The organism is Hymenobacter coalescens, assembly GCF_054783195.1.
The window spans coordinates 1-24,398 of record NZ_BAAGRA010000017.1; the positions used below are offsets into that span (position 1 = coordinate 1).

The following is a 24,398-nucleotide window of genomic DNA, read 5'->3' on the forward strand; positions in this document are numbered from 1 at the left end:
GGACGCCAAAGCTTGGTTCAACCATTGTGGCTATCATGTACACCGTTCATGAATCCGCTATAACAGTAGATACGCAGCTTGTAATACCTCATCTTCTGACAATCCAGTTGAGCTTACAAGCTCTACCGCATTTGGAAAATTATTAATACTGTCAACATTGTAGACTTTATCTAGCACTAGGTGCTGCCGCACGAAAACAGAAGGTATTAATATGGTCATATGATTAATTACTAATTTCGTTCAACAACCCCTCGGCCAGCTTCCGGTCGTTGCTCAGTCGTGGCACTTTGTTTTGCCCACCCAGCTTGCCCTGGCTGCGCATGTAGCGCTGAAACGCCCCGGCTGGCAGCGCGGTGAGCAGCAGCGGCGCGAGGATGTTGCCGGCGAGCAGGTCGTCGTAGTACACGTTGCGGCGGCGCAGGCCAGCATCCAGCGCGGCGGCGAAGGCGGCCACGTCGCGGGGCGGGCGCGCAAACTCCACCAGCCACTCGTGCCGCGAAGGCTCGGTTTCGGCTTCGCTGACGCGCGGGGCTACGGTAAACTCCACCACTTCCGCTTCGGGAAACTGCTGCAGGGCCTCGCGCAGCGTCTGTTCCACTTCCTCGCCGATGACGTGCTCCCCGAAGGCCGACAAAAAGTGCTTGATGCGGCCCGTGACGACCACGCGGTGCGGGCGCAGGCTCACGAAGCGCACGGTGTCGCCCACGGAATAGCCCCACAGCCCGGCGTTGGACGACACGACGAGGGCGTAGTTGCGGTCCAGCTCCACCTCGGCCAGGGTCAGGCGCGGCGGGTTGGGCTCGTAGAACTGCTCGGCGGGGATAAACTCGTAGTAGATGCCCGCGTCGGCCAGCAGCAGCATGCCGGGGTTGTCGGGCTCGTCCTGAAAGGCAAAAAAGCCCTCGGAGGCCGGAAACAGCTCCACCGTGTCCACGGCCCGGCCGATGCTTTCGAACAGCTTGCGCCGGTAGGGCTCGAAGTTGACGCCGCCGTACACGAACAGCTGAAACTGCGGGAACACCTCCCCCACCGGCCGGCCGGTGCGCTGCGTGATGCGGTCGAAATACATCTGCACCCAGGGCGGAATGCCCGAAATCAGCGTCATCGGCTGGCCCAGCGTTTCGTCCACCACGCGGTCCAGCTTCTGTTCCCAGTCCTCAATGCAGTTGGTCGCGTAGCTCGGCAGCTGGTTGCGGCGCAGGTAGGCCGGCACGTGGTGGTTGGAGATGCCCGATAGCCGCCCGGTCTTGATGCCGCCGACTTCTTCCAATTCCGGCGAGCCGGACAGGAACATCAGCTTGCCATCCAGAAACTGCGGCTTGCCGGAGTAATGCACGTAGTGCAGCAGCGCGTCCTTGGCCCCATTGATGTGGTTGCCGATGCTGTCGCGGGTGATGGGAATGTACTTGGTGCCCGAGGTGGTGCCGGAGGTTTTGGCCAGATACAGCGGCTGGCCGGGCCAGAGCACGCTGCCTTCGCCCTGCTTCACGCGGTCGAAGTACGGGCTGAGCGCTTCGTAGTCGCGCACGGGCACGCGCTGCTGAAACTCGCGGGCGTTGCGGGCCGCGCCCAGCTGATGGTCGCGGCCGAAGGCGGTGGCGCGGCCGCGCCGCAGCAGCTCCTGCAGGATGCGCTGCTGGGCTTCTTCGGGGCGGGCCGTCCACTGTTGGTACTGGCGAACGGTATAGGCGGCGAGCGGGCGGCTCAAGAAGGACTTCAGGCCCATTCTAGTGGTAGGGAATGAGGGTAGGCGGGTGTGAGGGCAGGAGGTAAAAGTAACTTTTACTCCTTTACCCGTTGCCAGCCCGTGGCGTCGAATCGGGTGGTGTCGATGGGTTCGACCAGTTGCCACAGCCCCAGCACGGGGGTGAGCTGCACGACGCGCCGGGCCGGGTCGCCGGTTGGGTCGTGGCCTTGCTGCACGGCCACGCGCGCAGCCGGCCGGCCCGGCCACACGTACAGCACCCGCTCGTCCTGCCATGGCTGCTTCCGGGAAGAGGCGGCGGCCAGCGCGTATAGCGACACGTACAGCACGGGCCAGGTCAGCAGCAGGCAGAACCCGACCAGCACAATCCGCAGCACGACGAGCAGCAGCGCCTCGCCCTGCAGCCACACGTTCAGGTGCAGGCTCAGGGCAATGGGCCACAGCCAGCTTAGCCCAATTAATACAATCGAAATGCCCACCCACGGGCCGGAGCTGGTAGCCTCCAGCGGCAGACGGACCGCTACCCCCAATAGCACCCACAGGCCCAAAGCCGTCCATCCCAGTAGCAGGCACCACAAACGTAAGCGGGAGCCAGCGGCGGCCGAGCGAATAGCGGCAGGTAGCATATCTACGAAGCTGTACTTATACTGCGCCGCCAAGTTCGGCAAACTTACCGTCGCTTTCAGCGGTACGTCACGTCGAGCGGGCACAATGCTCACTTTACCTCCAAACCCAACCACACCATGATCAACCAACGTGGCAACGTCGTCTGGACCGGCGACATCAAAGGCAGCGGCCAGATTACCACCCAGAGCGGCGTCATCGACGCGCCGTACTCCGTGGGCTCCCGCTTCGAAGGACAGAAAGGCACCAACCCCGAGGAGCTGATCGGGGCGGCCCACGCGGCCTGCTACACCATGTTCCTGACCAGTGTGCTGACCAAGGACGGCAAGCAGGTCAAGCAAATCCGCACCGAGTCGAAGGTGACGCTGGACCCGGGCGATATGGCGCCCAAGGTGGTCAAGATCAGCCTCAAAACCGAAGGCGAAGTGGAAGGCATCAGCCAGGAAGAATTTCAGCGCTACGCCGAAAACGCCAAGGAAAACTGCCCGATTTCGGTGCTGCTCAAAGCCGTGCCGGAAATGGAGCTGACTTCGGCCACGCTGAAAGCCTAAAGCACCGGCCCGACAGTAGCACGGACCCAAGCTGTGCTACTGCCGGGCCGTTCGGCCTGAAGCCTGGCTTTTGCGTAGTTTTGCGGACGTTTCCCTCTGTAGCCTATGCCCTCGTCCTTTACGCGCATTCGTCTCACGCCCGCCAACAACTCGCGCATCCCGTTCTGGGGGCAGCTGGCTATCGGCGGCTTCTGGATTGCCTACGCCGCCATTTCGCTGGCCACGGGCCGCGGCGAATCCGACCGCAACTTCCTGCACTACGCCTTCCTCACGTTTGCCGTCATCTACGTCGTCTACGTGCTGGTGCGCAACGCCCCGGTGTTCGGCACGCAGACCTACCTGGAGTTTACGCCCGACTACATCGTGCACAAAGGCGGGCTGTTCCGGCCCAAGGAAGCCATTCAGGCCACCGAGCTGCAGAGCATCGACGTGACGCCCCGCGAGATGCGCCTGCACCGCAAGGCCGGCGGCAGCTACACCATCAGCCTGCGCGAAATCACCGGGCAGCGCCGCAAGCGCCGCCTGCGCGAGGAAATGGAACAGTTCGTGCAGCGCAACAACGTGCCGCTGCGAGAGCTGCAGCCCACGAAGTAGAGCCAAGTCGACCTTAGATAATAGAGCTGAGAGCCTGGAAGCTGTTCTGCGGAACGGCTTCCAGGCTCTCAGTTCTTTGTTTTAGGTTCTAAAGGCTACTTCCCGCCGGTAAACTTCTTGCGCAGCTCCTGAATGGTGGTGCGGAAGGTCTTGTCCGAGTCGATCAGGTCCGACACCGTCTGCACCGAGTGGATGACGGTGCTGTGGTCGCGGCCGCCGAAGTGGTAGCCGATGCTCTTGAGCGAGTGGTTGGTGTGCTCCTTGGCGAAGTACATGGCCACCTGCCGGGCCGTTACCACTTCCTTCTTGCGGGTCTTGGCCTTGAGCAAATCCACCGGAATGCCGAAGTGCTCGGCCACGGTTTTCTGGATGAAGTCCAAGTTGACCTCCGCCTCCACGTCCTCAATGATGTGGCGCAGCGCCTGCTTGGCCATTTCCAGGTCGATTTCGCGGCGCGTCAGCGAGGACTGCGCAATCAGCGAAATCAGCACGCCTTCCAGCTCGCGCACGTTCGTCTCGACGGAGTACGCGAGGTATTCCACCACCTGCGGCGGAATGTCGATGCCGTCGGCCTGCATCTTGTTCATGATGATGGCCACGCGCGTCTCGAAGTCCGGGCTCTGCAGGTCGGCCGTCAGGCCCCACTTAAAGCGGCTGAGCAGGCGTTCCTCAAAGCCTTTCAGTTCCCGCGGCGGCACGTCGCTGGTCATGATGACCTGCTTGCCGGCCTGATGCAGGTGGTTGAAGATGTGGAAGAACATTTCCTGGGTTTTGTCCTTGCCCGAGAGGAACTGCACGTCGTCCAGAATCAGGATGTCCACCAGCAGGTAGAAGTTGCCGAAGTCGGCCACCGAGTTGGAGCGCAGGCTCTCGATGAACTGGTTGGTGAACTTCTCCGCCGACACGTAGAGCACGAATTTGCCCGCCGCGTTTTCCTTGATGTAGTTGCCGATGGCCTGCACCAGGTGGGTTTTGCCCAGCCCTACCCCGCCGTAAATCATCAGCGGGTTGAACGAGGTGGTACCGGGCTTGGCGGCCACGGCCCAGCCGGCCGAGCGGGCCAAGCGGTTGCAGGAGCCCTCGATGTAGTTAGTGAACGTGTAATTAGCGTTCAGCTGCGAGTCGAGGTAGCTGTGGTCGGCCACGGAGCGCACCTCGAAGGGGTTGCGCAGCGGCGCGGGCGCCGCCGGGGCCGCCGTACTGGCGGCCCCGGCGCCTTGGGCGGCCGGTTGGCGCTTGGCCGGGTACGGGCTGCCGGTATTGCCGCTGAAGCCGTTGGGGTTGTAGCCGCCGGCGTTGGCGGCGGTGTTGTTGCCGGGCGGGTTTTGCGGCGACATGGGGCGCACCTGCGCGGCCATGGGCGTGTTGGCGGGGGCACGGTTGGGGGCTCCGCCGCGGGTGGCAGGCAGGTTTACGGTGCGCGGCCGTGCCTGCTCGTTGCCCTGGTCCACCACGATGGAGTATTCCAGCTGCCCGTCGGGCCCGAGCTCCTGCACAATGGCCTTCTTGAGCACGTCCACGTAGTGCTCCTCCAGCCACTCGTAGAAGAACTGGCTGGGCACCTGAATGATGAGCAGATTGCCTTGCAGCGCCACCGGCGCAATGGGCTCAAACCACGTGCGGAAGCTTTGCTCCCCCACGCTCCCGCGAATCACGCGCAAGCAGTTAGCCCAGACGGTACGGCAATCCTTCTGCATTAATCTAGGCTGCGCAAGCGGTGTGGGGAGGGAACGGGCAAAGGCAGCCGAAACCGGACTCGCGGGCCCGGTTTCGGCAAAGGGGAGACAAAAATGTGGAAAAGTCGGCAGAGCGCCAAACCTATTTCCGCTAGCCCAGCGCTGAGGCGTTGATACTCAACGACTGAGCCGCCGCAACGCCGGTACGGCCGGCCGCGCGGTCAAACACGTAGTCGATGCGCCCGAGCTTAATGCCCGACCAGCCGACCTGGTTGATGAGCGTGCGGTGGCCCTGCGGGCCCTCCACCACCGTCGGAGTGTCCAAGAAAGTATGGGTGTGCCCGCCGATGATCAGGTCGATGCCGGGCGCGCCGGCGGCCAGCTTGTGGTCGTCCACTTTGGCCGAGTCGTACTTGTAGCCCAGGTGCGAGAGGCAGATGACCAGGTCGCACTTCTCTGGGCCGCGCAGGTGCTGCACCTGCTCGCGGGCCACGGCCACGGGGTCGAGGTACTTGGTGGCACCGTAGTTCTTGTCGGACACCAGCCCGGCCAGCTCCAGGCCCACCCCGAACACACCGATGCGCACGCCCTGCTTCTCAAACACCTTGTAAGGCTGGAAGCGGCCCTCCAGCGCGGTCTGCGAGAAGTCGTAGTTGGCCACCAGAAACGGAAACTGCGCGTGGGGCAGCTGCTTTTCCAGCCCCTGCAGGCCGTTGTCGAAGTCGTGGTTGCCCAGCGTGGCCGCGTCGTACTGCATCTGGCTCATGAGCTTGTATTCCAGCTCGCCGCCAAAGAAGTTGAAGTACGGCGTGCCCTGCCAGATGTCGCCCGCGTCGAGCAGCAGCACGTTGGGCTGCTCCTGCCGGAGCTTGCTCACCAGGGCCGCGCGGCGGGCCATGCCGCCCTCGTCGGCCCACTGCGCCGAGCCCACCGGGAAGGGGTCGATGCGCGAGTGCATGTCGTTGGTGTGCAGGATGGTCAGGTGCACCGGCTTGCCGGCCGCAGCCGCCGAGCCGATCAGGCCCGGCCCTACCAGGCTCAGGCCCGCTGCGCCCAGCCCCGAGGTTTTTATAAAGTCGCGACGGTTCATGATTTCAATGAGGGGTTAGAAAGCAGGAATGAAGAATCAGTGGGCAGGCCGCCCGAGCGGCCGCGCCCTTCTTCGTTCCTCTTTCTGCATTATTGATTGACTTTCACCCGGCCCTCGGCCCGGGCTTCGACGGGCTTGCCCGCTTTGCTGAGCTGGCGGATGTAATCGTTGAAGGCCGAGCGCACGAGCACGTTGGTGCGGCGCGGGGTCAGGGGGCGGAAAAAGTCGAGCCGGTCGCCGCCGCCGGCCAGGTAATCGGAAATGGCAATGGTGTACAGCCGGTCCTTGCTGGGGTCAAACAGCTCCTTGCCGATGCGGATGTCGGTGGGCTTGCCGTCGGCGGTGGCGGTGTACGTAGCGCCCGAAAAGGCCATCTTGATGGGGGCCGCGTAGTTGAACATCTGCTGCACCACCGAGCCGGGCGCCTCCAGCACCACCAGCTCGTTTTCGAAGGGCATCAGCTCGAACACCGAGCCGACGGTGATGTTGCCGGCGGGCAGCTCGGCGCGCAGGCCGCCGTTGGTCATCACGCCCAGGTCGATGGGCTGGCCCAGCTCCTGGCTGGCCCGCTCGCGCAGGATGTCGGCCGTGAAGTTGGCCAGCGGCGACTCCCCGGGATTTTTGCGGATGGCCACCGGCGCCCGGCCGATGACCTCGTCCATCTGGTCTTTTACTTTCTGGCGGTACGGGGCCACCACGGCTTCCACTTGGGGGTCGGCCGGCTGGGCGGCCGTCACGGGCTGGGCCGTGGTGCTCAGCGCGGCCTGGGGTTGGTAAGCGCCGCGCTGGCAGGCCGGTAGCGCCAGGACAGCGGCTAACAGCAGGCCTACGCTGCGATTCGCAAGTTTGATCATAACGACAAAGGTAAGGCAGATGGCCAAGCCGCGCGGCGGCCCGGGCCTCTTCGCTGCCCATAAGCGCCGCGCGCCGGCCGAGGTTCCCGCCGCCGCTGCCTTCCCCCCAAAACGCGCCGCGGCCGCTGCCCGGCCCCGAAGGCCCGGACAACGGCCGCGGCGGAAATCTGAACGGCTCAGGTCCTTACTTACGCAGACCGATGTTCAGCAGAGCCGAGAAGCGGGTAAAGCCACTGCCCGTGCCGGTGGAGGCGCTGATGCCGTTGGAACGCTCGGCGCGCAGCTCGAACGCAAAGGGACGACCGACCACCTGCAGCTTGCCCAGCCCGACGCTGGCCACCAGGCCCTGCTCAAATTCCTGCTTGATGAATACGCCCGTGGGGCTTTGGGCGGTTTTTATGCCGTACACCGACGACCACTTGTTGTAGGTATAAGGTGCCAGCGACCCGCGGTAGCGGTACTCGCCCTCCTGCTGCACGGCGTAGCCCAGGCTGAAGCCCAGTTGGATAAACGGCTCCACCTTCACCTGCGGCAGCGAATAGCGCAGCATGATGGGCAGGCGCAGGTACGCATCGGTAAAGCGCGTCTGCGCCTCCGTGCCGTAGGTCGCGGACTTCGGCCGGAAGCTCTGCTCCTCGAACTTCTCGCGGGTGTAGAGCAGGTCGATGGCCAGCCCCAGCTTCTCACTGAGCCGGTTCAGCGGGAAGTAAAAGCCCACGCCCAGCACCGGCGCCACGCCGCTGCTGAAGCTCTGATCGGCCAGGATGGTGCTGCCGCTGAAGCTGAGGGTCGTTTGGGCGGCCCCGAGCACCACGCCTACCCGCGTGCGGCTGTTGTTGCCCATCAGCGGCACCGGGCCCGTGGTACCGCAGGCGTTGTAGCGGCGCACCACGTCGGTCAGGTCCTTGGCCGTGAGCCGCACCTTGCTGACGGTGGCCTTCACCGATATGCAGTCGTCGAACGCGGTGTTGAGGGTGGCCTGGTAGTACTGGACTTTGCGCTCATAGTCGCGCCCGTTTTCGTTGACGACCTCCACCGTCTGCCGCAGCTCCTGCAGCTCGCCGCCGCCTTTGGCGAAATAGAAGTAGTCCTGCCCGGCCTCATCGCGCAAGAAATACAGGGCGGCGCGGCCCGGCACCAGCCGCTCCAGAAACAGCGGGGCCGCCGCTGCGCCCGCAGCCGTGGCTACCGTCCGCGACTCGTAGTGCCTGCTGCCGGGAAAGCCGTAGCCGCGCAACTGGGCCGGCTGGTATTCCACCACCTCGGTCTGCCCGGCCGGGCGAAACCGGCACAGGCGGGCGCTGCGGGTGCTGCCGCGGTAGTCTACTTCGCCGCGCAGGGTGTCGCCGGTGGTGGGCAGCACGTAGCCCGGCCGAAAATTGCTCTGCGCCATGGCGCTGCTGGCGGCGGCCACCGCCACTACTACTGCCAAGGGTACTCGTGTAAACATTCGAAACGTGAAAAGAAGAAAAAGATAAGCCCGACGCATATCGGCAAAAAGGCCCGCAAGATAAGTAGGATGGCCTTTTGTCCGGCAGCTTCGTTATGCCCCGAACCGGTATCTTTAGCCCGGTTTCTGCCGCTTATTCCTCACTGCACTCCCGCCAGCATATGGCCAACCCGCCCCGTTCCAAGCCCTTATCGTTTGCCGAGTTTGAGCCGCTGACCACCGAAGCGTGGCAGGCGCGCATCCAGCGCGACCTGAAAGGGGCCGACCCGGCCACCCTGCAGTGGCACACGCCCGCCGGCCTCGTGCTGGAGCCGTTCTACCACCGGGAGGCGCTGGCCGCGCTCGGCGAAGCCCCGGTGCCGCTGGTGCGCCCGCTGCAGCGCGCCGCCCCCAACGCCTGGCGCAACGTGCCCACCCTGCTGGTGCCCGCCGGCCACGACGGCCGCGCCGCCATCGACCACGCCGTGCAGGCCCTGCAGGCCGGGGCCGACGGCGTGCACTTTGACATGAGCGAGGCGGAGCACTTCGATCTGGGCTACCTGGCCGCCACGCTGCCGCTGCCGGGCTCCATCCTGGGTTTCACCGTGTGCCGGCAGCCGGAGGAGTTTCTGCAGCGCCTGCTCCATGCCACGGCCGGCACCCAGCTCCGGGGCTTTATGCGCTACTCACCCGGGCAGGGCACCCTGCCCGACGACTACGCCATTCAGGAGCACGCCCTGCGCCGCTGCCTGATCCTGACGCGTCACCTGCCGGAGTTTTTCCCGCTGTCGGTTAACGGAAGCTTCTTCGGCAACCGCGGCGCCACGGCGGTGCAGGAACTGGCGTATGCGCTCAGCATTGCCGCCTCGTTTCTCGACAACCTGCCCAATAACGACTCGGACGTAGACGTGACGGCGGCGGCTTCGGCCCTGCACTTTCACATCAGCGTGGGGCCGAGCTACTTCACCGAAATAGCCAAGCTGCGCGCCCTGCGCCGCCTCTGGGCCACGGTGCTCCACGCCTTCGGGGTGCGGCCGGAAGTGGCGGCCACGCTGCGCATCCACGCCACTACGTCTTCCTGGACGCAGACCACGCTGGACCCGCACACCAACATGCTGCGCGTGACCACCGAGGCCATGAGCGCCGTGCTGGGCGGGGCCGATTCCCTGTCGGTGACGCCCTACGATAGCCTCTACGCCGAGCCCAACGAGTTTTCGGCCCGCATTGCCCGCAACGTGCCGGTGATTCTGCGTGAGGAAGCCTACCTCGACCGCGTGGCCGACCCGGCCGCCGGCTCTTACTTCATCGAGACGCTCACCGACCAGCTGGCGCGGGAAGCCTGGGCCCTGTTTCAGCAGACCGAAGCGGCCGGCGGCTTCCTGGTGGCCCGCGGCAAGGTGATGGAAAGCATCCGCCAGACCACCTTGGAGGAGTTCCGGCGCATTGCCACCGGCGAGCAGGTCATCGTGGGCACCAACCTGTTTCAGAACCTGCACGAGCAGTTCGGCTTCGACCCCAAGAAGCTGCTGCGCAGCCGGCAGTTCGACACGGCCCGGGCCGCGTACCCCTCGGAAGTGCTGCGCCTGGCCACGGCCATGCACTTCATCCGCAAGGAGCAGAAAAAGAAAAAGGCCGCCGTGGTGCTGCTTGGCACCGATACCATCCAGCAGATCTACGACTCCTTCGTGCGCCTGCTGCCGGCTGAGCAGCGCCCGGCCATGACGGAGGTACCGCCCCGTGGCGACCTGTCGCTGCTGTTCTCCTCGGCCGAGGAAGCCACCTTGATGTCGGCGCGACCCGAGCAGTTCCAGCAGTTCGCCGACTTCATCCGCAACCGCCCCGACGACAGCGAAGACGACGGCGTGCAGCTTCAGCACGAAGCCCCCGTGCTCCTGGCCTGCGACCTGCCCACCATGCAGGACGCGGTGAAGTACTTCGGCTTCCGCGAGTTCACCGTGTCGGGCTACAGCACCGACGACGTGCTGGCCCGCCTGCAGGGAAGATGAGTTGTCAGTTACTGGTTGTCAGTTGTCAGTTCGCCTTGAACCGACAGCCGGCGCCAGTGCTTGCCTGACAACTGACAACTCTCAACTGACAACTTTGATGAAACCCGACTTCGCCCATATTCCTTACGACGCCGCGCCGCAGCCTGCTCCCCCGGCGCAACCGGCCGCCAGCCCCACGCCCGAAGGCATCGAGCTGAAGGGCCACTACACCGCCGCCGACGTGGCGCACCTCGACCACCTCGGTTTCGGGGCGGGGCAGGCGCCTTACCTGCGCGGGCCCTACAGCACGATGTACGTGCAGAACCCGTGGACCATCCGCCAGTACGCGGGCTTCAGCACGGCCGAAGCCAGCAACGCCTTTTACCGCCGCAACCTCGCCGGCGGGCAGAAGGGCCTCTCCGTCGCCTTCGACCTGGCCACGCACCGCGGCTACGACTCCGACCACCCGCGCGTGGTGGGCGACGTGGGCAAGGCCGGCGTGGCCATCGACTCGGTGGAGGACATGAAGATTCTCTTCGACCAGATTCCGCTGGACCAGATGTCCGTGTCGATGACCATGAATGGGGCGGTGCTGCCGGTCATGGCCTTTTACATCGTGGCGGCCGAAGAGCAGGGCGTCGCACCGGAGAAGCTAGCGGGCACCATTCAGAACGACATTCTGAAGGAGTTCATGGTGCGCAACACCTACATCTACCCGCCCGAGCCGAGCATGCGCATCATCGCCGACATCTTCGCCTACACGGCCCAGAAGATGCCGCGCTTCAACTCCATCAGCATCTCGGGCTACCACATGCAGGAAGCCGGCGCCACCGCCGACCTGGAGCTGGCCTACACCCTGGCCGACGGCGTGGAGTACGTGCGCGCCGGCCTGAAGGCGGGCATGACCATCGACCAGTTCGCGCCGCGCCTCTCCTTCTTCTGGGCCATCGGCATGAACCACTTCATGGAAATTGCCAAGCTGCGCGCCGGCCGCCTGCTCTGGGCCAAGCTCATCAAGCAGTTCGGGGCCGAAAACCCTAAGTCGCTGGCCCTGCGCACGCACTGCCAGACCTCGGGCTACTCGCTCACCGAGCAGGACCCGTTCAACAACGTGACGCGCACCTGCGTGGAGGCGCTGGCCGCGGCCTTGGGCGGCACCCAGAGCCTGCACACCAATGCCCTGGACGAGGCCATTGCCCTGCCCACCGACTTTTCGGCCCGCATTGCGCGCAACACCCAGCTGTACCTGCAGCACGAAACGGACATCACCAAGGTGGTGGACCCCTGGGGCGGCTCCTACTACGTGGAGACGCTCACCCACGAGCTGGCCGAGCGGGCCTGGGCGCTCATTCAGGAAGTGGAGGAGCTGGGCGGCATGGCCAAGGCCATCGAAACAGGACTGCCCAAGCTGCGCATCGAGGAAGCCGCTGCCCGTAAGCAGGCCCGCATCGACTCGGGCAAGGAGGTCATCGTGGGCGTCAACAAGTACCGCCTCACCGAGGAGCAGCAGGCCCAGGAAGCCCAGATTGAAATCCTCGACATCGACAACGCCGCCGTGCGCGAGTCGCAGATTGCGCGCCTAAACCAGCTCAAGGCCGAGCGCGACAACGCCGCCGTGCAGCAGGCCCTGGCCGCGCTGACCGAAGCCGCACGCGCCGGCGCTGGGGCCAAGGAAGAAGGAAGAATGACGAAGGAAGCTGGCACTGACTCCTCCTCCCTCACTCCTCCTTCTTCCTTAGACAATAACCTGCTTGCGCTGGCCGTGAATGCCGCCCGCCTGCGCGCGACCCTCGGCGAAATCTCCGACGCCCTGGAAGCCGTGTACGGCCGCCACCAGGCCACCATCCGCACCGTATCGGGCGTGTACTCCGCCGAAATGGACTACGACCAGGAATTCAGCAAAGCCCGGCAGCTCGCCGACGAGTTCAGCCAGAAGGAAGGCCGCCGCCCCCGCATGATGGTGGCCAAAATGGGCCAGGACGGCCACGACCGCGGCGCCAAAGTCATTGCCACCTCCTTCGCCGACGTGGGCTTCGACGTGGACATTGCCCCGCTCTTCCAGACGCCCGAGGAAGTAGCCCGCCAGGCCGCCGAAAACGACGTGCACGTGGTCGGCGTGTCCTCGCTGGCGGCGGGCCACAAAACGCTCGTGCCGCAGCTCATCGGCGAGCTGGCCAAGCTCGGCCGCGAAGACATCCTCGTCATTGCCGGCGGTGTCATCCCCGCCCAGGACTACCAGTTCCTCTACGACGCCGGCGTGACCGGCATCTACGGCCCCGGCACCGTCATTGCCGTGGCGGCGCAGGAGATTTTGAGGAAGCTGGGGGAGTAACAGGCGAAACGACAAAGCAACACCAACGAAAAGGCCCGGTCTTCACCGGGCCTTTTTTGCTATAAGAGCCTTCCAATGTATTATCATCTTCTAATCTGTAACTGTAAATTCTTTATCCGATGAATGAATTTGGTGGAAACTGGACTGAGGAGAAGATTATGGCTTTCATGAAGTATGTCAAAGCTTATTTACACAGTGCGCCGTTAGCTCTACCGCCTCACCGACGCCGACACCGACGCGGCGGCCCGGGCCGCCAAGCTCAAGGCCAGCGCCCCGGCCGCCCAGGGCTAGGCCCGGCCCGCGTTACCCGCTTGATTACACCTATTGCTACCATGAAAAAGCCGGGCGCCCCCGGCTTTTTCTGTATCCGGCGCGGCCCTTCTCCCCTTCCGCATCTGTAGCGGCCCAAGGAATCGCGGCAGCTTCGGGTAAGCTGCAAGGCCGCAGCGGCCACCGCAGCGCATCAAACGCAACAAGCCGAAACGTAAGTCTCGGCTTGTTGCGGCTTTGGGCACGGCGATTTTAGCCGGTAGCGTCAAAAAGTGAACAGCAAGCAAAAAGAACGTCATGCTGCGCCCCGTCGCACCGAAGGTCGCCGTAGGCAAGTACCTCTGCCACTTCGCCTGGCTCCTCCTCTCTTTTTTCGGAGCGGATGCCGGGGGTTGAGGCGCAGCGTCAGCCCGCGAGATGTCTCGACAGGCTCGACATGACGTTCGGCTGTCCTGAGCAGCGAAGCGGTAGAGGTGCTTCGGCAAGCGGACACCAGATGAGCATGAGGGTCTAAGGGCCGCTTCAGCAAGCTTCGAATGCGCTCATGGCGGCGCCGGGTCGACTGGCTACGCCCGCTGGCGAATCGGCAGCCACTCGCCGTCGGCGGGCACGTGTACCTGCCCGGTGAGGCCGGCTTGCTCCAGGTACGCCTGGGTGGCGGAGCGGTCTTCCTGGCTGTGGTTGACGGTTTCCAGGTGCACGGCGTACACGGCAGCCTGGGGGGCATGGCGCGCCACCTGCGCCACCTCGGCCGCCGTCATCACGATGGGGCCGCCCTGCAGGAACTGCGCGCCGCCCGCGTTCAGCACGATCATGTCGGGGCGGTATTGGTCGAGGGCCTGGGTAACCTCGTCGCACCAAATGGTGTCGCCGGCAATGTAGAGGCGCTGCTGCTCGGCTTCCAGCACAAAGCCCGACACGGTGCCCATTCGCTGCCCGATTTCGCCGGTGCCGTGCTGGCCGCCGGTGCGGCAGATGCGAATGCCTTCCCAGTCGAGCTGGGTGTCGATGGGCTGAACGTGGCTGAAGCCCTGGGCCTGCACGGCCTCAGTGGCGGCCGGCTGGCACAGGATGGGCAGGCTTTTGTCCAGCAGTTGCTGGGCCACCGGGTCCCAATGGTCGGCGTGGGTGTGGGTGAGCAGCACGGCATCTACCGAGGCCAGCAGCCGGGGCAGCTCGTCGGCGGCGAAGGGGAGGTCGACCAGCGGAATGCGGACTTGTCGGGCCGACATGGGCACGGGCTCATACTGGCCGCTGGGCGCCAGCATCGGGTCGACGAGCAGGGTTTTGCCGGCCGCTTTCACCAGGAGCGTGGCGTGCCGAATCAGTTGAACTTGCATAAGGGGAAGCCAGTTAGGTACTACCTTGAGCGGGCCCGGCAGCCGGACTCGACTGCCTTTACCCGCTCTAGCAAAGGTCCTGGGCTCTTGCTGCGGGCCCAAGAAGTTCACCTGCTGGTTACCCGGTTACCTTTTCGTTTCCTACGCATGCGCCATACCTACCGCGATGTTGAGCATTGCGCCACCAAAGTGGCCCTCGACCTGATTTCGGGCAAGTGGAAGCCGATTATCTTCTTCCACCTCTCGGCAGGGTCGCTGCGCTTCACGGAGCTGTGGCGCGAAATTCCGCGGGTGTCCAAAAAGGTGCTGCTGGAGCAGTTGCGCCAGCTGGAACAGGCAGGCCTGGTGGAGCGAACGGTCCACAACAACTTTCCCCCGGAAGTCACTTACCAGCTCACGCCCCAGGGCGCCGAGCTGGCGCCCATCCTGCACCGCCTTGATCAATGGGCCCTGAAGCACATTGCGGGGGTGGTGCAAATATCCTGAGCGCGCCAAGCTGAGCAGCTCCGCCTGTTCGCTGCGCTGGGCAGCAACGGCCTTCGAAACGGGCCCGCTGAGGCAGCGGGCCCGTTTCTTTTTCCCGGCTGCTTGCTGAGCCCCCGGCCGCCGCGGCAGTGCGGTCCTTCCGTACCGCGACGCCATTGGCGTAAGCCGGGTAGCCTTGGCCCAAAATATGCTGGTCAGGCTGTATCCGTTCATTGTAGCCCTGCCTTATGCCCGCTCCTTTACTTCTACTGCTCACGCTGTGGCCGCAAGCGGCTACCACTCCTGATTCGCTTCTCCAGCCCCGGCCCCGCTGGGGGTGGTATGCGGGGCCGGTAGCCGGACTGGCCCAGCCCTCCATGCGCCTGGAAAGCACTTCTCCCCGGGAAATGATTAACGGCGAGCCGCTGGTGGAACCCCATTACCTGCACGGCGCCGACGTGGACGCGAAGCGGCGGGTACTGGGCGGCGTGCAGGCCGGGCTCGAAACCCCGAACCGGCGCTGGGCCCTGCACCTGGAATCGACGGTACGACGCTTTGGCGGCTACCACCAGCAGTTCGCCACGGGCTACGCCGACTTCCCCACCAAGACCTACCATTTCCGTGCGACGGCCCTATCCACCACCATGGGGCTGCGCTACCAGCTGCCGGTGCGCGGGTGGCGGGTGCTGGCGGGGGCCGGCCTGAGCCACACCCGCTGGCTCGGCGTGCAGTCCGGCGCCGCGTACGACGGCATCAGCCGCCGCGAGCTGGAGGGCTTTGCGCTGCCGGTCAGCGCCACCTTCATGACGCGGATCAACAACCGCGAAAGCGTCCCTGGCGAGACTGACCCGTACGTAAACCGGCCGTGGGGTACGTACCTGGAGGTGGGCGTGCAGCACCAGCGCTGGACGCTGGCCCTGAGCTACCGCCGATCCGGCCGGCATCAGATCGGGGACAACAGCTCGGCGCTGTTCCGGCAGCGCGGCCGCCTCGACAACACGCTGCGAGGATTCCTGATGTCGTACGGCTACGTGGCTACTCCCAAGGCTTTTCAGCTGACGTTGGGCTACCGACTGCTGACAAGCGACCAGTAGGCTTGTAACGAGCTTACGTCACGTTGGGTCGCTTTTGACAGCTGCGGCACGGGAAAGGCATGGCAATGGCTTCTGGTGGACGCGCTGCGCAGCCCTTGGTTTTTCGTCTGGCCAGGTGTCCAATCTGCTAAGCGCTCGGGGTGGCCTCAGGCCGTTCCGATGCGCTATCCTTGGCAGCAGGCCTCCTGCCTATCACCTCAGCCACGATTTTCCCAGGCACCTCACATGATCATGTGAAGCCCCGTTTGCAACACGCGACGCAGCTGCCGGTCCATAGGCCGAACCGCTAGCCTACGCCCCATGCCTTCTTGCCAGTTTCTGCGCTTGCCGTTGCTACAGTCCCTGATCGGGCTTACCGCTCTTGCCTGCGCGGGCTGCCTGCGGCCGGCGGGCGCGCCATCCGCTCGGCCGCTTGCCAGCCCCGACTTCGGTACCCTCACCACCGGTCCGGCGGAGCTGCTCGGGCCGGGTTCCTTGTCCACGGCCGCCAACGAATACAACCCCAGCCTGACGCCCGACGGCCGCACCCTGGTGTTTGCGCGCAGCCAACCGGATTTCAAGGACGCGCACATCTTCATCACGCGCCTGGAGCGCGGGCACTGGCAAGTAGCGCAGCCGCTGCCCTTTACTGATGCCCGCTACGCCGATTCCGACCCCAGCTTCACCCCCGACGGCCGCACCCTCTACTTCGCCTCCGACCGGCCCGCGCCCAGCCGCGACTCCACGCGCCGCGACCTGGACCTGTGGCAGGTATCGTGGGACGGCCGGCACTGGGGAAAACCTGAGCACCTGGGCCCGGCCATCAACGGCAAGGGCATGGAACTGGGCCCCAGCTTATCGGAGGGCTTCCTGTACTTCAGCTCGGCCCGGCGCAGCGGTCAGGGCGGCCTCGATGGCTACCGGGCCCGGCAGCAGCCCGGCGGCTTTGCCGCGCCCGACAACGTGGGCCCTACGCTCAACACCGCCGCCTCGGAAAGCGACCTGGAAATGACTGCCGACGGGCGCTGGGTACTCTTCTGGAGCGACCGGCCCGGCGGCGCTGGCGGGGGCGACTTATACGCTGCCCCCCGCACCGCAGCGGGCTGGGGCCCGGCCGTGCGCCTGCCCGGCGAGGTAAACTCCCCTGCGTTTGATTTCACGCCTACGCTTTCGGCCGATGGCCAGTGGCTGTACTTCGCCAGCACGCGCCGGGTAGCCGGCTCGGGCACGCCAGCCGTGCTGAACGGCCAAGCCAACCTCTACCGCGCACGGTTAATGCCTCGCCCGTAGCGCGGCACCGTGGCCGCCCGTTGCAGCGGCATGTGTGCAGCCGAAAAGGTACCGCCCACGGGCGCGGCTGGCCGGCGCGCAGCCAGAAGTGCGCCGGACCGGGCAAGCCACTAGCTAATCAGAATCAGGCACTGAGGTGAAAAGAGTAATTGCCGGTGCCAGTCAGCCTGGGCGCTGACGTGCTGTCGGCCACACCAACGCTTGGATTACACTAGGCCTGGGTGCGGTCGGCGCTGGTGTGGCACCGGCAAGCCGATTATGTGATTAACGGTCTGTTTCGCCGCGGCTGGGCCTTGCCCCATCGTGATACGGCTGATATATATCCTTTGCCCAGAATGCTTGTCGACTAGCCCCCCTACGCACAAGGTAGTCCGGTAGAATGCTGCGGAGCATTCCGGCTGTATCCGCTGCGGGCAGCCGGCAGCCCGCCGCTCAGCCTAGCAGCCCAATTGGTTTTGTGAAGTCACCTGGGTACATTCCGTTATATGAGAAACCCCTTCAAGGAGCTGGTTGTGTTCGCCCCGAGCGACAACCGGCTGAGCACCAACCAAGCCACGGCGGGCATTTTTGTGGCGGCGCTGGGGGCGGTGCTGTACGGCAGCCTCCTACTCATCACCTGCCTGCGCACGGGCGGGGACGAAAAGTACCTGCAGCTGTGCATCCTTAACGTAGGCGTGGCCTGTGGCTGGCTGCTGGGCATCATGGCGTCTCCCGACGACGCAGAGGAGCAGACCCGTTTTTCGCGTTTCGGCACCACCGCCGGCACATTTCTGACGGGTTACGTGCTGTCGAAGTTCCAGTTTGAGAGCGTGCTGACGGCCAGCTTCTGGACGCCCGACGTCGCGTTTCGGTTCCTGCTTTTCCTCGGCGGTCTGCTGGTCGCGGCCTTGGTCGCGTATTCTCTGCGCGAGTACGTGCTGCCCTCGGCCAGCGAAGTACCCGCCCTGCCCATTGCCGAAAAGCATGAGTTTGCCGTGGCCCCCGGCGGCATCGGCCTGCTGAGCTGCTGCAGCGCCCTGCCCGACGCGGCCCGCCTGCGCCTGCAGGTGCTGGCCAGCGACGGGGTGCTGTACGTGGCCCGCACCGACACGCCCGTCACCGACGTGCAGGCCTTTCCCAAGGACGTAGCCCTGAACCGGCACACGACGCGGGAAATTCAGGCGGTGGAAGCCGGAAGCAAAGGCCAACTGCTGGCCCTGCACAACACGGGCAAAACGGCGGCCCGGGTAAGCGTGGTGGTGTACGGCTCGACGTCGGGACCGACGGACCGCTGAAGGCCGCCGCACCGGCTTCCGGGCCCAGTGGGTCGGCCGACTATTGCCCGTGAATCGGGTAGCTTTGCGCCCTCATCTCCGGTCTGCTTGGCCTCCTCGCATGCGCATTGACGAACTAGAACAGCACGACTCCGACATCGATTGGTTTGCGGTAGACCGCGACGGCTACGTCGTCTATTTCGCTTCGGGTGGTGGCTTGCTGCCCGAGTCGGCAGCTGCTTCTGCGGAAGCCTTGCTGCAGTTGCACCACTACTTCCTGACGCTGCCCGAAACGCCCGGCGCCGCCCAGGTACAGGTGGAGCCGAACGCCGCGCGGAACGGGCGAAACGCCCAAGGCTTTGTGCGCTACGCTCGCCGCGGGCTGTTTGCCTTCGACAAGACCCGGCTGAACGAGCCCCGCGACACGCAGTATCACTTGGTAGCCCGGCCCGCGCAGCCGCTGCTGGCGGCTGCGTTGCCCGGTCCGTTGGCCGCGCTGCTGCTGCGCACCGAAGTGCCGCTGGCCGTGGCTACCGCGACGCAAGTGGACACCGTCCATATTACCTAGCGCCAATCCGCGCTCTTATTTCCAGCGGGGCATCACCGAGATGCTGATGGGCTTTGTCGTGGGGCAAGAGTTATTTGCCACCCCTCAGAACCAGCTACTTACTCCCGAGGTGGCGCCTCATCAGCGGCCACCAGTGAAGCTCTCCGTCGCTACCAGGTGGTGTGCCTCTTTATTCGTCCACGGTGTTGGTCTCACCAGCCGGATAGCCGGCGGCTTGCAGCGCCTGCTTGATGACGGGCCAGTCCGGCTCGGCACCGGTAGCCGAGGCCACCACGGCCTCGCCCGGCGCCACGCGGTCGACCAACAGGTGGTGGGCTTGCAGCAATTCGCGCACGGTCACCAGGCTTTCATCTTCCGTCATGGCTGGGAGTTGCACGTGGTAGCGAACGAGTTGGGTGTTATTGGCGGAGGCGTCGGGCGTGGTCATAACCAAGGGGAAGAGGTGCAAAAGGGCAATACCGGTGGTGGGCATACCACCAGCCATTTATAGGGTGTACTAGCATGCGCCGATTGAGTTGCAGTTGAGTTAGGGAAGAAAAGTTTGGGGTTAGGAGAACTTTTTTTTGTGGGTTCCGCTGGGCCAAATCGCCACTGAGGAGCTGCAAACCCACTAACGCTTCGCCAAGTGGCTCAGCAAACAGCAGATACCGATAGCCCAACGGGAAAAACCACAATCTTTTAGGGGTTATCGGTGTTGCTTGGATATGAGCAGTACAAGCAAGCGTCCCCGGGCCGCAAAATCCACTGAAACCTCGACTCCCAACACCCTATCCCACGCCGAACATATGGCCGCGCTCCAATCGCGCGAGCAGGGCAAAACGGTCATGTACAAGCAAGACGCCTGGGGTCATATTGAAACGCGCTTCGTGCGCCCTCAGAACGTGAAAGCCTGGCAAGCCAAGGGCTTTATTCTGCGCTAACGCCCTTTCCCTGGGCCGCTTACCGCCCGGGGCAATTAGCACGTTGCCACTGCAAGCTGACGCCGGGATCTGTACCCCGGTCGTGAGCCGGCATTGCTGTGCCCATACCACCAAGCTGCCGCGGCTTCGTGGCGGTAAGCTTCCCATGCTACCCTGTAAGTCACATTCGGCTCCCGTCGGGCTTCGCTCCGGTGGGAGCCGAATGTATTTTTATTCCTATATTTTTAGGCTACCTACCGCTGCCGGCAGGTCCATTCTGGTCCTGCCAGCGGCGGCCGCAGGGCCCGGTCGGGGCCGCCACGCCAAAAGCCGCGCGTCTTAGCTGCCTTTTCACGAAGCAGCAAATTTGACTGCCGGCCCGTTAAAGGACAACTCCTGCCTTTACAATGCCCCCTGATGAAGCAACTGCTATTCAATTTCCGGCTGCTGGCGCTGCCCCTGGCCCTGGGCGCGGGTTTGATCCGGCCTGCGCATGCGCAAACGGCTGAGCGCCGCACCAGCCTTGGGCTAAACGTCAGTGCCCTGCAGTACCAGGGAAATTTCGGCTCGGATTACTGGAACTTCGCCAACAACCGCTACGCTCCGGGGCTGGCCATCAACCAATATCTGGGCCGCGGCATCGACCTGAACACCCAGCTGTTCTACGGCGAGCTGACGGGCCGGCGTAACGCAGCCAACTATTTCACCACCAACGTAGTGAATGTCAACGCCGGCTTCAAGTTCAAGCTCAACAACGGCTGGGCCCTGAAGGAAAGCGCGTTTATCCAGCCGTACCTGCTGGCATCGGGCGGCTGGACCTACGCCAGCCGGGTGGGCCTGCGCGACGGGGAGCGAATCGACCTGGACAAGGGTTACGTGGACGTGTTCGGCGCGGCCGGCCTCAATTTCCGGCTCGGCGGCGGCGTCAGCCTATTTGTGCAGACCGGCCAACACCTACCCATGTTTGCCAACTTCGATGGCACGCAGGAAGAAGACGGCCCGCCACGCTGGGCCGACCGCTTTCTGCAGCACACCGTGGGCCTGACCTTCAACCTGGGCCAGGCAGCCGATGCCGACGACGACGGTGTGCCCGACCGCCGCGACCGGTGCTCCAACACGCCGGCGGGAACCGACGTGGACGAATACGGCTGCCCGCCCGACGGCGACCAGGACGGCGTGGCCGATTACCAGGATCAGTGCCCCACCGAGGTGGGCAAGGCCGAACTGCAGGGCTGCCCCGACCGCGACAACGACGACGTGCCCGACGGCGACGACGCCTGCCCCGACACGCCCGGCAAAACCGAGCTCGGCGGCTGCCCGGATGCGGACAGCGACGGCGTCATCGACCAGGACGACAAGTGCCCCGATACGCCCGCCGGCACTGCCGTAGATGCCTCGGGCTGCCCCAATGCCCCGGCCACCACCCCAGCGGCTGACACGGACAACGACGGCGTGCCCAACGAAGCAGACCGTTGCCCCACCAGTCCGGGGCCGGCGTCCAACCGCGGCTGCCCGGAAATCAAAGCCGAAACGCGCCAGCGCCTGCAGGAGGCGACCAAGTTCATCAGCTTTGAGCTCAACCAGGCGACGCTGCTGCCCTCTTCCTACCCGACGCTGGATAACCTGGTGCAGATCCTGAGCGAGTACCCGGACTACACCCTGAGCATTGCCGGCCACACCGACAGCAAAGGCCCGGCCGCCTACAACCTGCGTCTCTCGCGTGACCGTGCCGCCGCCGCCCGCGCCTACATGCTCAGCAAAGGCGTAGCCGACGCGCGCATTGAGCTGCGCGGCTACGGGGCCCAACAGCCTCTGACCGACAACGCCACCGACGCTGGCCGCGCCCTGAACCGCCGCGTGGAGTTCGACCTGTTCCTGACCGGCGACCGTAACGCCGCCGAAGTGAAGTACGGCCCCGAGCCCACCAGCCTGCCGACCGCCCCGGCCCCGCGCAAGGCTGTGAAGGCCGCCGCGCCCAGGAAGACTACCGCGAAAGCGACGACCCGGAAGCCGACGGCACGAAAAACCGCCCCGGCCAAACGCCCGGCCCAAGCTCCGGCCCCGAAACGCGCGGTTCCGCAGGCAGTTGGCCCCAAGGCCAAGGACCCCGCAGCCGCCCCCAAAACGCCGCGGCCCGCAGCCCGGCCTGCTACCACCCGACCCCAGCAGTAAGACAGCGGTTGGTAGCCATTGGCAGCAAGGGCAACGTCGGCCAGTTGGGTTTCCCGGCTGGCCGACGTTGCGTTAACAAATGTGGTCCTGCATCTTAAACTAATGTTGTTGAGCCCGGTAACCTACCACTGCTGACTTGCTCAGTGGTCAGCAGGCTATCCGCTTTGCCATCGAAAGCAGCAGTAACCCAAGGCCCCCGTGTTAATTCCGCTGGGTTGGGAGCCTGGCAGGCAGCCGGTAGCTGCCATGGAGCCACCGCTAGGCCGTTGGCAACACCTGTTGTAGCCACTGAAACATCTGCCGGTACACTTCAGCGCGCACCGGCGGGCGCGACAGCACTAGATCGTGCATGCCGCCCTCGATGGCCTGCACGCGGACGCGGCTCCCCAGACGCGGGGCCAGAGTTCGAATGTGTTCCACGTTCAGCACTCCGTCGGCCTGGAAATAGTCGTCGTTGAAGGGGTGGTAGTGCCGCACGGTGCGCGCCGAATGCAGCACCAGCACCGGAGCCAGGATGTGCAAGCCGCGCTGCACCCGCCGGTGGCCGCGGCGAATGGCCCGCAGCCAGCCGGCATTCACCGGAAACACCTCGATGGGCTTCCAGGCCAGCTCGTAATTCCACTCGCCGCGCTGCGCCTGGTGCAAGCTCTGTCCGTAGCCGGGCGGCAGGTTGGCGCGGATGGGCAGATCGGGCCAGCGGGCCCCCAGGCGCACGACCAGCGGCAGCACGCCCTGCCGCAGCCAGCGCGGCTGGTTCATCTCCAAAAAAGGACTGTTGAGCACCAGCGCTACCCAGGCGTCGGGGTGTGCATCCGCGTGCAGCGCGGCGATGAGCCCCCCGGTCGAATGAGCGCTGAGCACCACTGATTCCGCACCTTCCTGCAGAATCACGCGCCGGGCCACGTCGAGGTCGGCGAAGTACTCGCGCAGGTCGCGCACGTTGTTGGGTCGCTGCTGCGGCAGCAAGGAACGGCCGTATTTGCGCAGGTCCAGGGCGTAGAAGCGGTAGCCATGGGCTTCCCACTCAGCCGCCATGTCGCGCTGAAAAAAGTAATCGGTGAAGCCGTGCACGTAGAGCACGGCCCGGCGGGCCGGGCCGGCCGCCGAACGCCGGCGCACCAGCGTGCAGCACACCGGCCCTTCGTAATCGGCGGGCTGCTCCAGGCGCAGCTGCTCGAAATCGGGGCCAAGGACATCGGGCACGTAAACGGGAACCGGGGGCATAACTGCGAGTAATTCAGCCCGAGCGGCAGGCCCGACTACGTTGTGGGCGGGGCGGGCTTTGGGTTATAGGTGGTAGGCGCAGGCCCGCGCTAAAACATGCCGTTTGGGTGCGCCATCTGCGCCGGCACTACCTGCAGCACGTCCCAGTGCTCCACGATGCGGCCGTCGGCATCGAAGCGAAAAATGTCGATGCCGGCGTAGTCGTGGTCCTGGGGCCAGTGCTGGTAGCAGTGCAGCACCACGTAGTCGCCTTCGGCAATGGCGCGGCGGAACTCCACGCGCTTGCCCGGGTACTCGCGGGCCATCCGCTCGAAGTACTCGATAAATGCGGCTTTGCCGTCGGCCACGTGCGGGTTGTGCTGAATATACTCGGCCCCCACGTAGCGGCGGATGGCTTCGGCAGGCTGGCACTGGTTGAACATCAGGTCGTAGAAGGCCTGGGCGTTTCGCTTGTTGAGCTCAAGTTGGCTGGGCATGGCTTGCTTGCGGGGCTGCCGCGGCTCGTTAGGCGGGCAGCAGCTGCAGGGCTACCTCGTTGCCCTGTTGCAGGGCCAAGTCGCGGGCCGAGAGGCCGCGCACGTCGCGGATGGTCGTATCGGCCCCCGCTTCGAGCAGGATGGGCACGATGTTGTGGCGGCCGAAGAGCGTGGCAAACATGAGCGCCGTGCCGCCGTTGCCGTTCTGCAGGTTCAGGTCGGCGCCGTGCGCGATGAGCAGGCGGGCTACCTCGGCATAGCCCTTGAAGCTCACGCCCATCAGGGCCGTGTTGCCGCTCACGTCCTGCACGTTCACGTCGGCACCCGCTTCGAGGAGCACCCGGGCCGCTTCGAGCTGGTCGTCGTAGGTGGCAATGATCAGCGGGGTGAATCCTTTGCCGTTCTGGGTGTTCACGTCGACGCCGGCGGCCAGCAGTTCGCGGATGTAGGCCACGTCGCCGCGGCGGGCAGCGTCGATGAGCAGGTCTTCGGGGCGAGCAGAAGAAAAGGACATGGCAAGCACAGACG

Annotated in this window: 22 protein-coding genes; 11 read left to right on the top strand and 11 right to left on the bottom strand. The window is 64.8% G+C overall.

Annotation, left to right across the window (positions count from 1 at the left end; all coding sequences use genetic code 11):
* Positions 1–223 precede the first annotated feature (223 nt).
* Positions 224–1,726, bottom strand: coding sequence for a GH3 family acyl-acid amido synthetase (locus ACYVKQ_RS14540; RefSeq protein WP_460676079.1), 1,503 nt, complete (start codon positions 1,724–1,726; stop codon positions 224–226).
* Positions 1,727–1,782: 56 nt separating this feature from the next.
* Positions 1,783–2,331, bottom strand: coding sequence for a hypothetical protein (locus ACYVKQ_RS14545; RefSeq protein WP_460676080.1), 549 nt, complete (start codon positions 2,329–2,331; stop codon positions 1,783–1,785).
* A gap of 117 nt (positions 2,332–2,448) precedes the next feature.
* Between ACYVKQ_RS14545 and ACYVKQ_RS14550 the strand changes: the two genes are divergently transcribed.
* The gene (locus ACYVKQ_RS14550) at positions 2,449–2,880 is read left to right on the top strand and encodes an OsmC family peroxiredoxin (RefSeq protein WP_460676081.1); all 432 of its coding nucleotides are present in this window, start codon (positions 2,449–2,451) and stop codon (positions 2,878–2,880) included.
* 105 nt (positions 2,881–2,985) lie between these two features.
* The gene (locus ACYVKQ_RS14555) at positions 2,986–3,474 is read left to right on the top strand and encodes a hypothetical protein (RefSeq protein ID WP_460676082.1); all 489 of its coding nucleotides are present in this window, start codon (positions 2,986–2,988) and stop codon (positions 3,472–3,474) included.
* Between the two features lie 95 nt (positions 3,475–3,569).
* Here the strand turns inward: ACYVKQ_RS14555 and dnaA are convergent, their stop codons facing one another.
* The 4 genes from dnaA to ACYVKQ_RS14575 form a co-directional block, all read right to left on the bottom strand.
* Entirely contained in the window at positions 3,570–5,129 is a 1,560-nt protein-coding gene (dnaA, locus tag ACYVKQ_RS14560) for a chromosomal replication initiator protein DnaA (RefSeq protein ID WP_460676083.1), read from the bottom strand.
* A 172-nt stretch (positions 5,130–5,301) separates the two neighbouring features.
* The gene (locus ACYVKQ_RS14565) at positions 5,302–6,240 is read right to left on the bottom strand and encodes a metallophosphoesterase (protein WP_460676084.1); all 939 of its coding nucleotides are present in this window, start codon (positions 6,238–6,240) and stop codon (positions 5,302–5,304) included.
* A gap of 89 nt (positions 6,241–6,329) precedes the next feature.
* Entirely contained in the window at positions 6,330–7,094 is a 765-nt protein-coding gene (locus ACYVKQ_RS14570) for a 5'-nucleotidase C-terminal domain-containing protein (RefSeq protein WP_460676085.1), read from the bottom strand.
* Positions 7,095–7,278: 184 nt separating this feature from the next.
* Positions 7,279–8,544, bottom strand: coding sequence for an outer membrane beta-barrel protein (locus ACYVKQ_RS14575; RefSeq protein ID WP_460676086.1), 1,266 nt, complete (start codon positions 8,542–8,544; stop codon positions 7,279–7,281).
* Positions 8,545–8,705: 161 nt separating this feature from the next.
* Here ACYVKQ_RS14575 and ACYVKQ_RS14580 point away from each other — a divergent pair, with 161 nt between their 5' ends.
* Together ACYVKQ_RS14580 and scpA are read left to right on the top strand one after the other, a co-directional pair.
* On the top strand, positions 8,706–10,529 hold the full coding sequence (locus ACYVKQ_RS14580) for a methylmalonyl-CoA mutase family protein (protein ID WP_460676087.1): 1,824 nt from the start codon (positions 8,706–8,708) through the stop codon (positions 10,527–10,529).
* Between the two features lie 97 nt (positions 10,530–10,626).
* A complete protein-coding gene (gene scpA / locus ACYVKQ_RS14585) occupies positions 10,627–12,840 on the top strand; it encodes a methylmalonyl-CoA mutase (RefSeq protein WP_460676088.1) in 2,214 nt (737 codons plus the stop codon).
* A gap of 836 nt (positions 12,841–13,676) precedes the next feature.
* Here the strand turns inward: scpA and ACYVKQ_RS14590 are convergent.
* Positions 13,677–14,450, bottom strand: coding sequence for an MBL fold metallo-hydrolase (locus tag ACYVKQ_RS14590; RefSeq protein ID WP_460676089.1), 774 nt, complete (start codon positions 14,448–14,450; stop codon positions 13,677–13,679).
* Between the two features lie 147 nt (positions 14,451–14,597).
* Here ACYVKQ_RS14590 and ACYVKQ_RS14595 point away from each other — a divergent pair, with 147 nt between their 5' ends.
* The 5 genes from ACYVKQ_RS14595 (at position 14,598) to ACYVKQ_RS14615 (ending at position 19,099) form a co-directional block, all read left to right on the top strand.
* The gene (locus ACYVKQ_RS14595) at positions 14,598–14,936 is read left to right on the top strand and encodes a winged helix-turn-helix transcriptional regulator (RefSeq protein WP_460676090.1); all 339 of its coding nucleotides are present in this window, start codon (positions 14,598–14,600) and stop codon (positions 14,934–14,936) included.
* 227 nt (positions 14,937–15,163) lie between these two features.
* On the top strand, positions 15,164–16,009 hold the full coding sequence (locus tag ACYVKQ_RS14600) for a hypothetical protein (RefSeq protein WP_460676091.1): 846 nt from the start codon (positions 15,164–15,166) through the stop codon (positions 16,007–16,009).
* 300 nt (positions 16,010–16,309) lie between these two features.
* Positions 16,310–17,278, top strand: coding sequence for a hypothetical protein (locus ACYVKQ_RS14605; RefSeq protein WP_460676092.1), 969 nt, complete (start codon positions 16,310–16,312; stop codon positions 17,276–17,278).
* Positions 17,279–17,763: 485 nt separating this feature from the next.
* Positions 17,764–18,552 (top strand): hypothetical protein, encoded by a 789-nt coding sequence (locus tag ACYVKQ_RS14610; protein ID WP_460676093.1) that lies wholly within the window; start codon positions 17,764–17,766, stop codon positions 18,550–18,552.
* A gap of 100 nt (positions 18,553–18,652) precedes the next feature.
* Entirely contained in the window at positions 18,653–19,099 is a 447-nt protein-coding gene (locus ACYVKQ_RS14615) for a hypothetical protein (RefSeq protein WP_460676094.1), read from the top strand.
* A 169-nt stretch (positions 19,100–19,268) separates the two neighbouring features.
* On the opposite strand, the gene ACYVKQ_RS14620 is transcribed toward ACYVKQ_RS14615, so the two are convergent.
* A complete protein-coding gene (locus ACYVKQ_RS14620) occupies positions 19,269–19,526 on the bottom strand; it encodes a hypothetical protein (protein WP_460676095.1) in 258 nt (85 codons plus the stop codon).
* A 358-nt stretch (positions 19,527–19,884) separates the two neighbouring features.
* Between ACYVKQ_RS14620 and ACYVKQ_RS14625 the strand changes: the two genes are divergently transcribed.
* Both ACYVKQ_RS14625 and ACYVKQ_RS14630 read left to right on the top strand, forming a co-directional pair.
* Complete coding sequence (locus ACYVKQ_RS14625) at positions 19,885–20,019, top strand: hypothetical protein (protein WP_460676096.1); 135 nt, start codon at positions 19,885–19,887, stop codon at positions 20,017–20,019.
* A gap of 396 nt (positions 20,020–20,415) precedes the next feature.
* Positions 20,416–22,170, top strand: a complete 1,755-nt coding sequence (locus ACYVKQ_RS14630; protein WP_460676097.1) for an OmpA family protein — start codon at positions 20,416–20,418, stop codon at positions 22,168–22,170.
* A gap of 258 nt (positions 22,171–22,428) precedes the next feature.
* On the opposite strand, the gene ACYVKQ_RS14635 is transcribed toward ACYVKQ_RS14630, so the two are convergent.
* The 3 genes from ACYVKQ_RS14635 to ACYVKQ_RS14645 form a co-directional block, all read right to left on the bottom strand.
* Positions 22,429–23,394 (bottom strand): alpha/beta hydrolase, encoded by a 966-nt coding sequence (locus tag ACYVKQ_RS14635; protein ID WP_460676098.1) that lies wholly within the window; start codon positions 23,392–23,394, stop codon positions 22,429–22,431.
* Between the two features lie 89 nt (positions 23,395–23,483).
* Positions 23,484–23,870: a nuclear transport factor 2 family protein gene (locus ACYVKQ_RS14640; RefSeq protein WP_460676099.1), complete on the bottom strand. Its 387-nt coding sequence runs from the start codon at positions 23,868–23,870 to the stop codon at positions 23,484–23,486.
* A gap of 28 nt (positions 23,871–23,898) precedes the next feature.
* Positions 23,899–24,384 carry an ankyrin repeat domain-containing protein gene (locus ACYVKQ_RS14645; RefSeq protein WP_460676100.1) on the bottom strand — a complete coding sequence of 162 codons (486 nt, stop codon included), beginning with the start codon at positions 24,382–24,384 and terminating at the stop codon, positions 23,899–23,901.
* Positions 24,385–24,398: the final 14 nt, after the last annotated feature.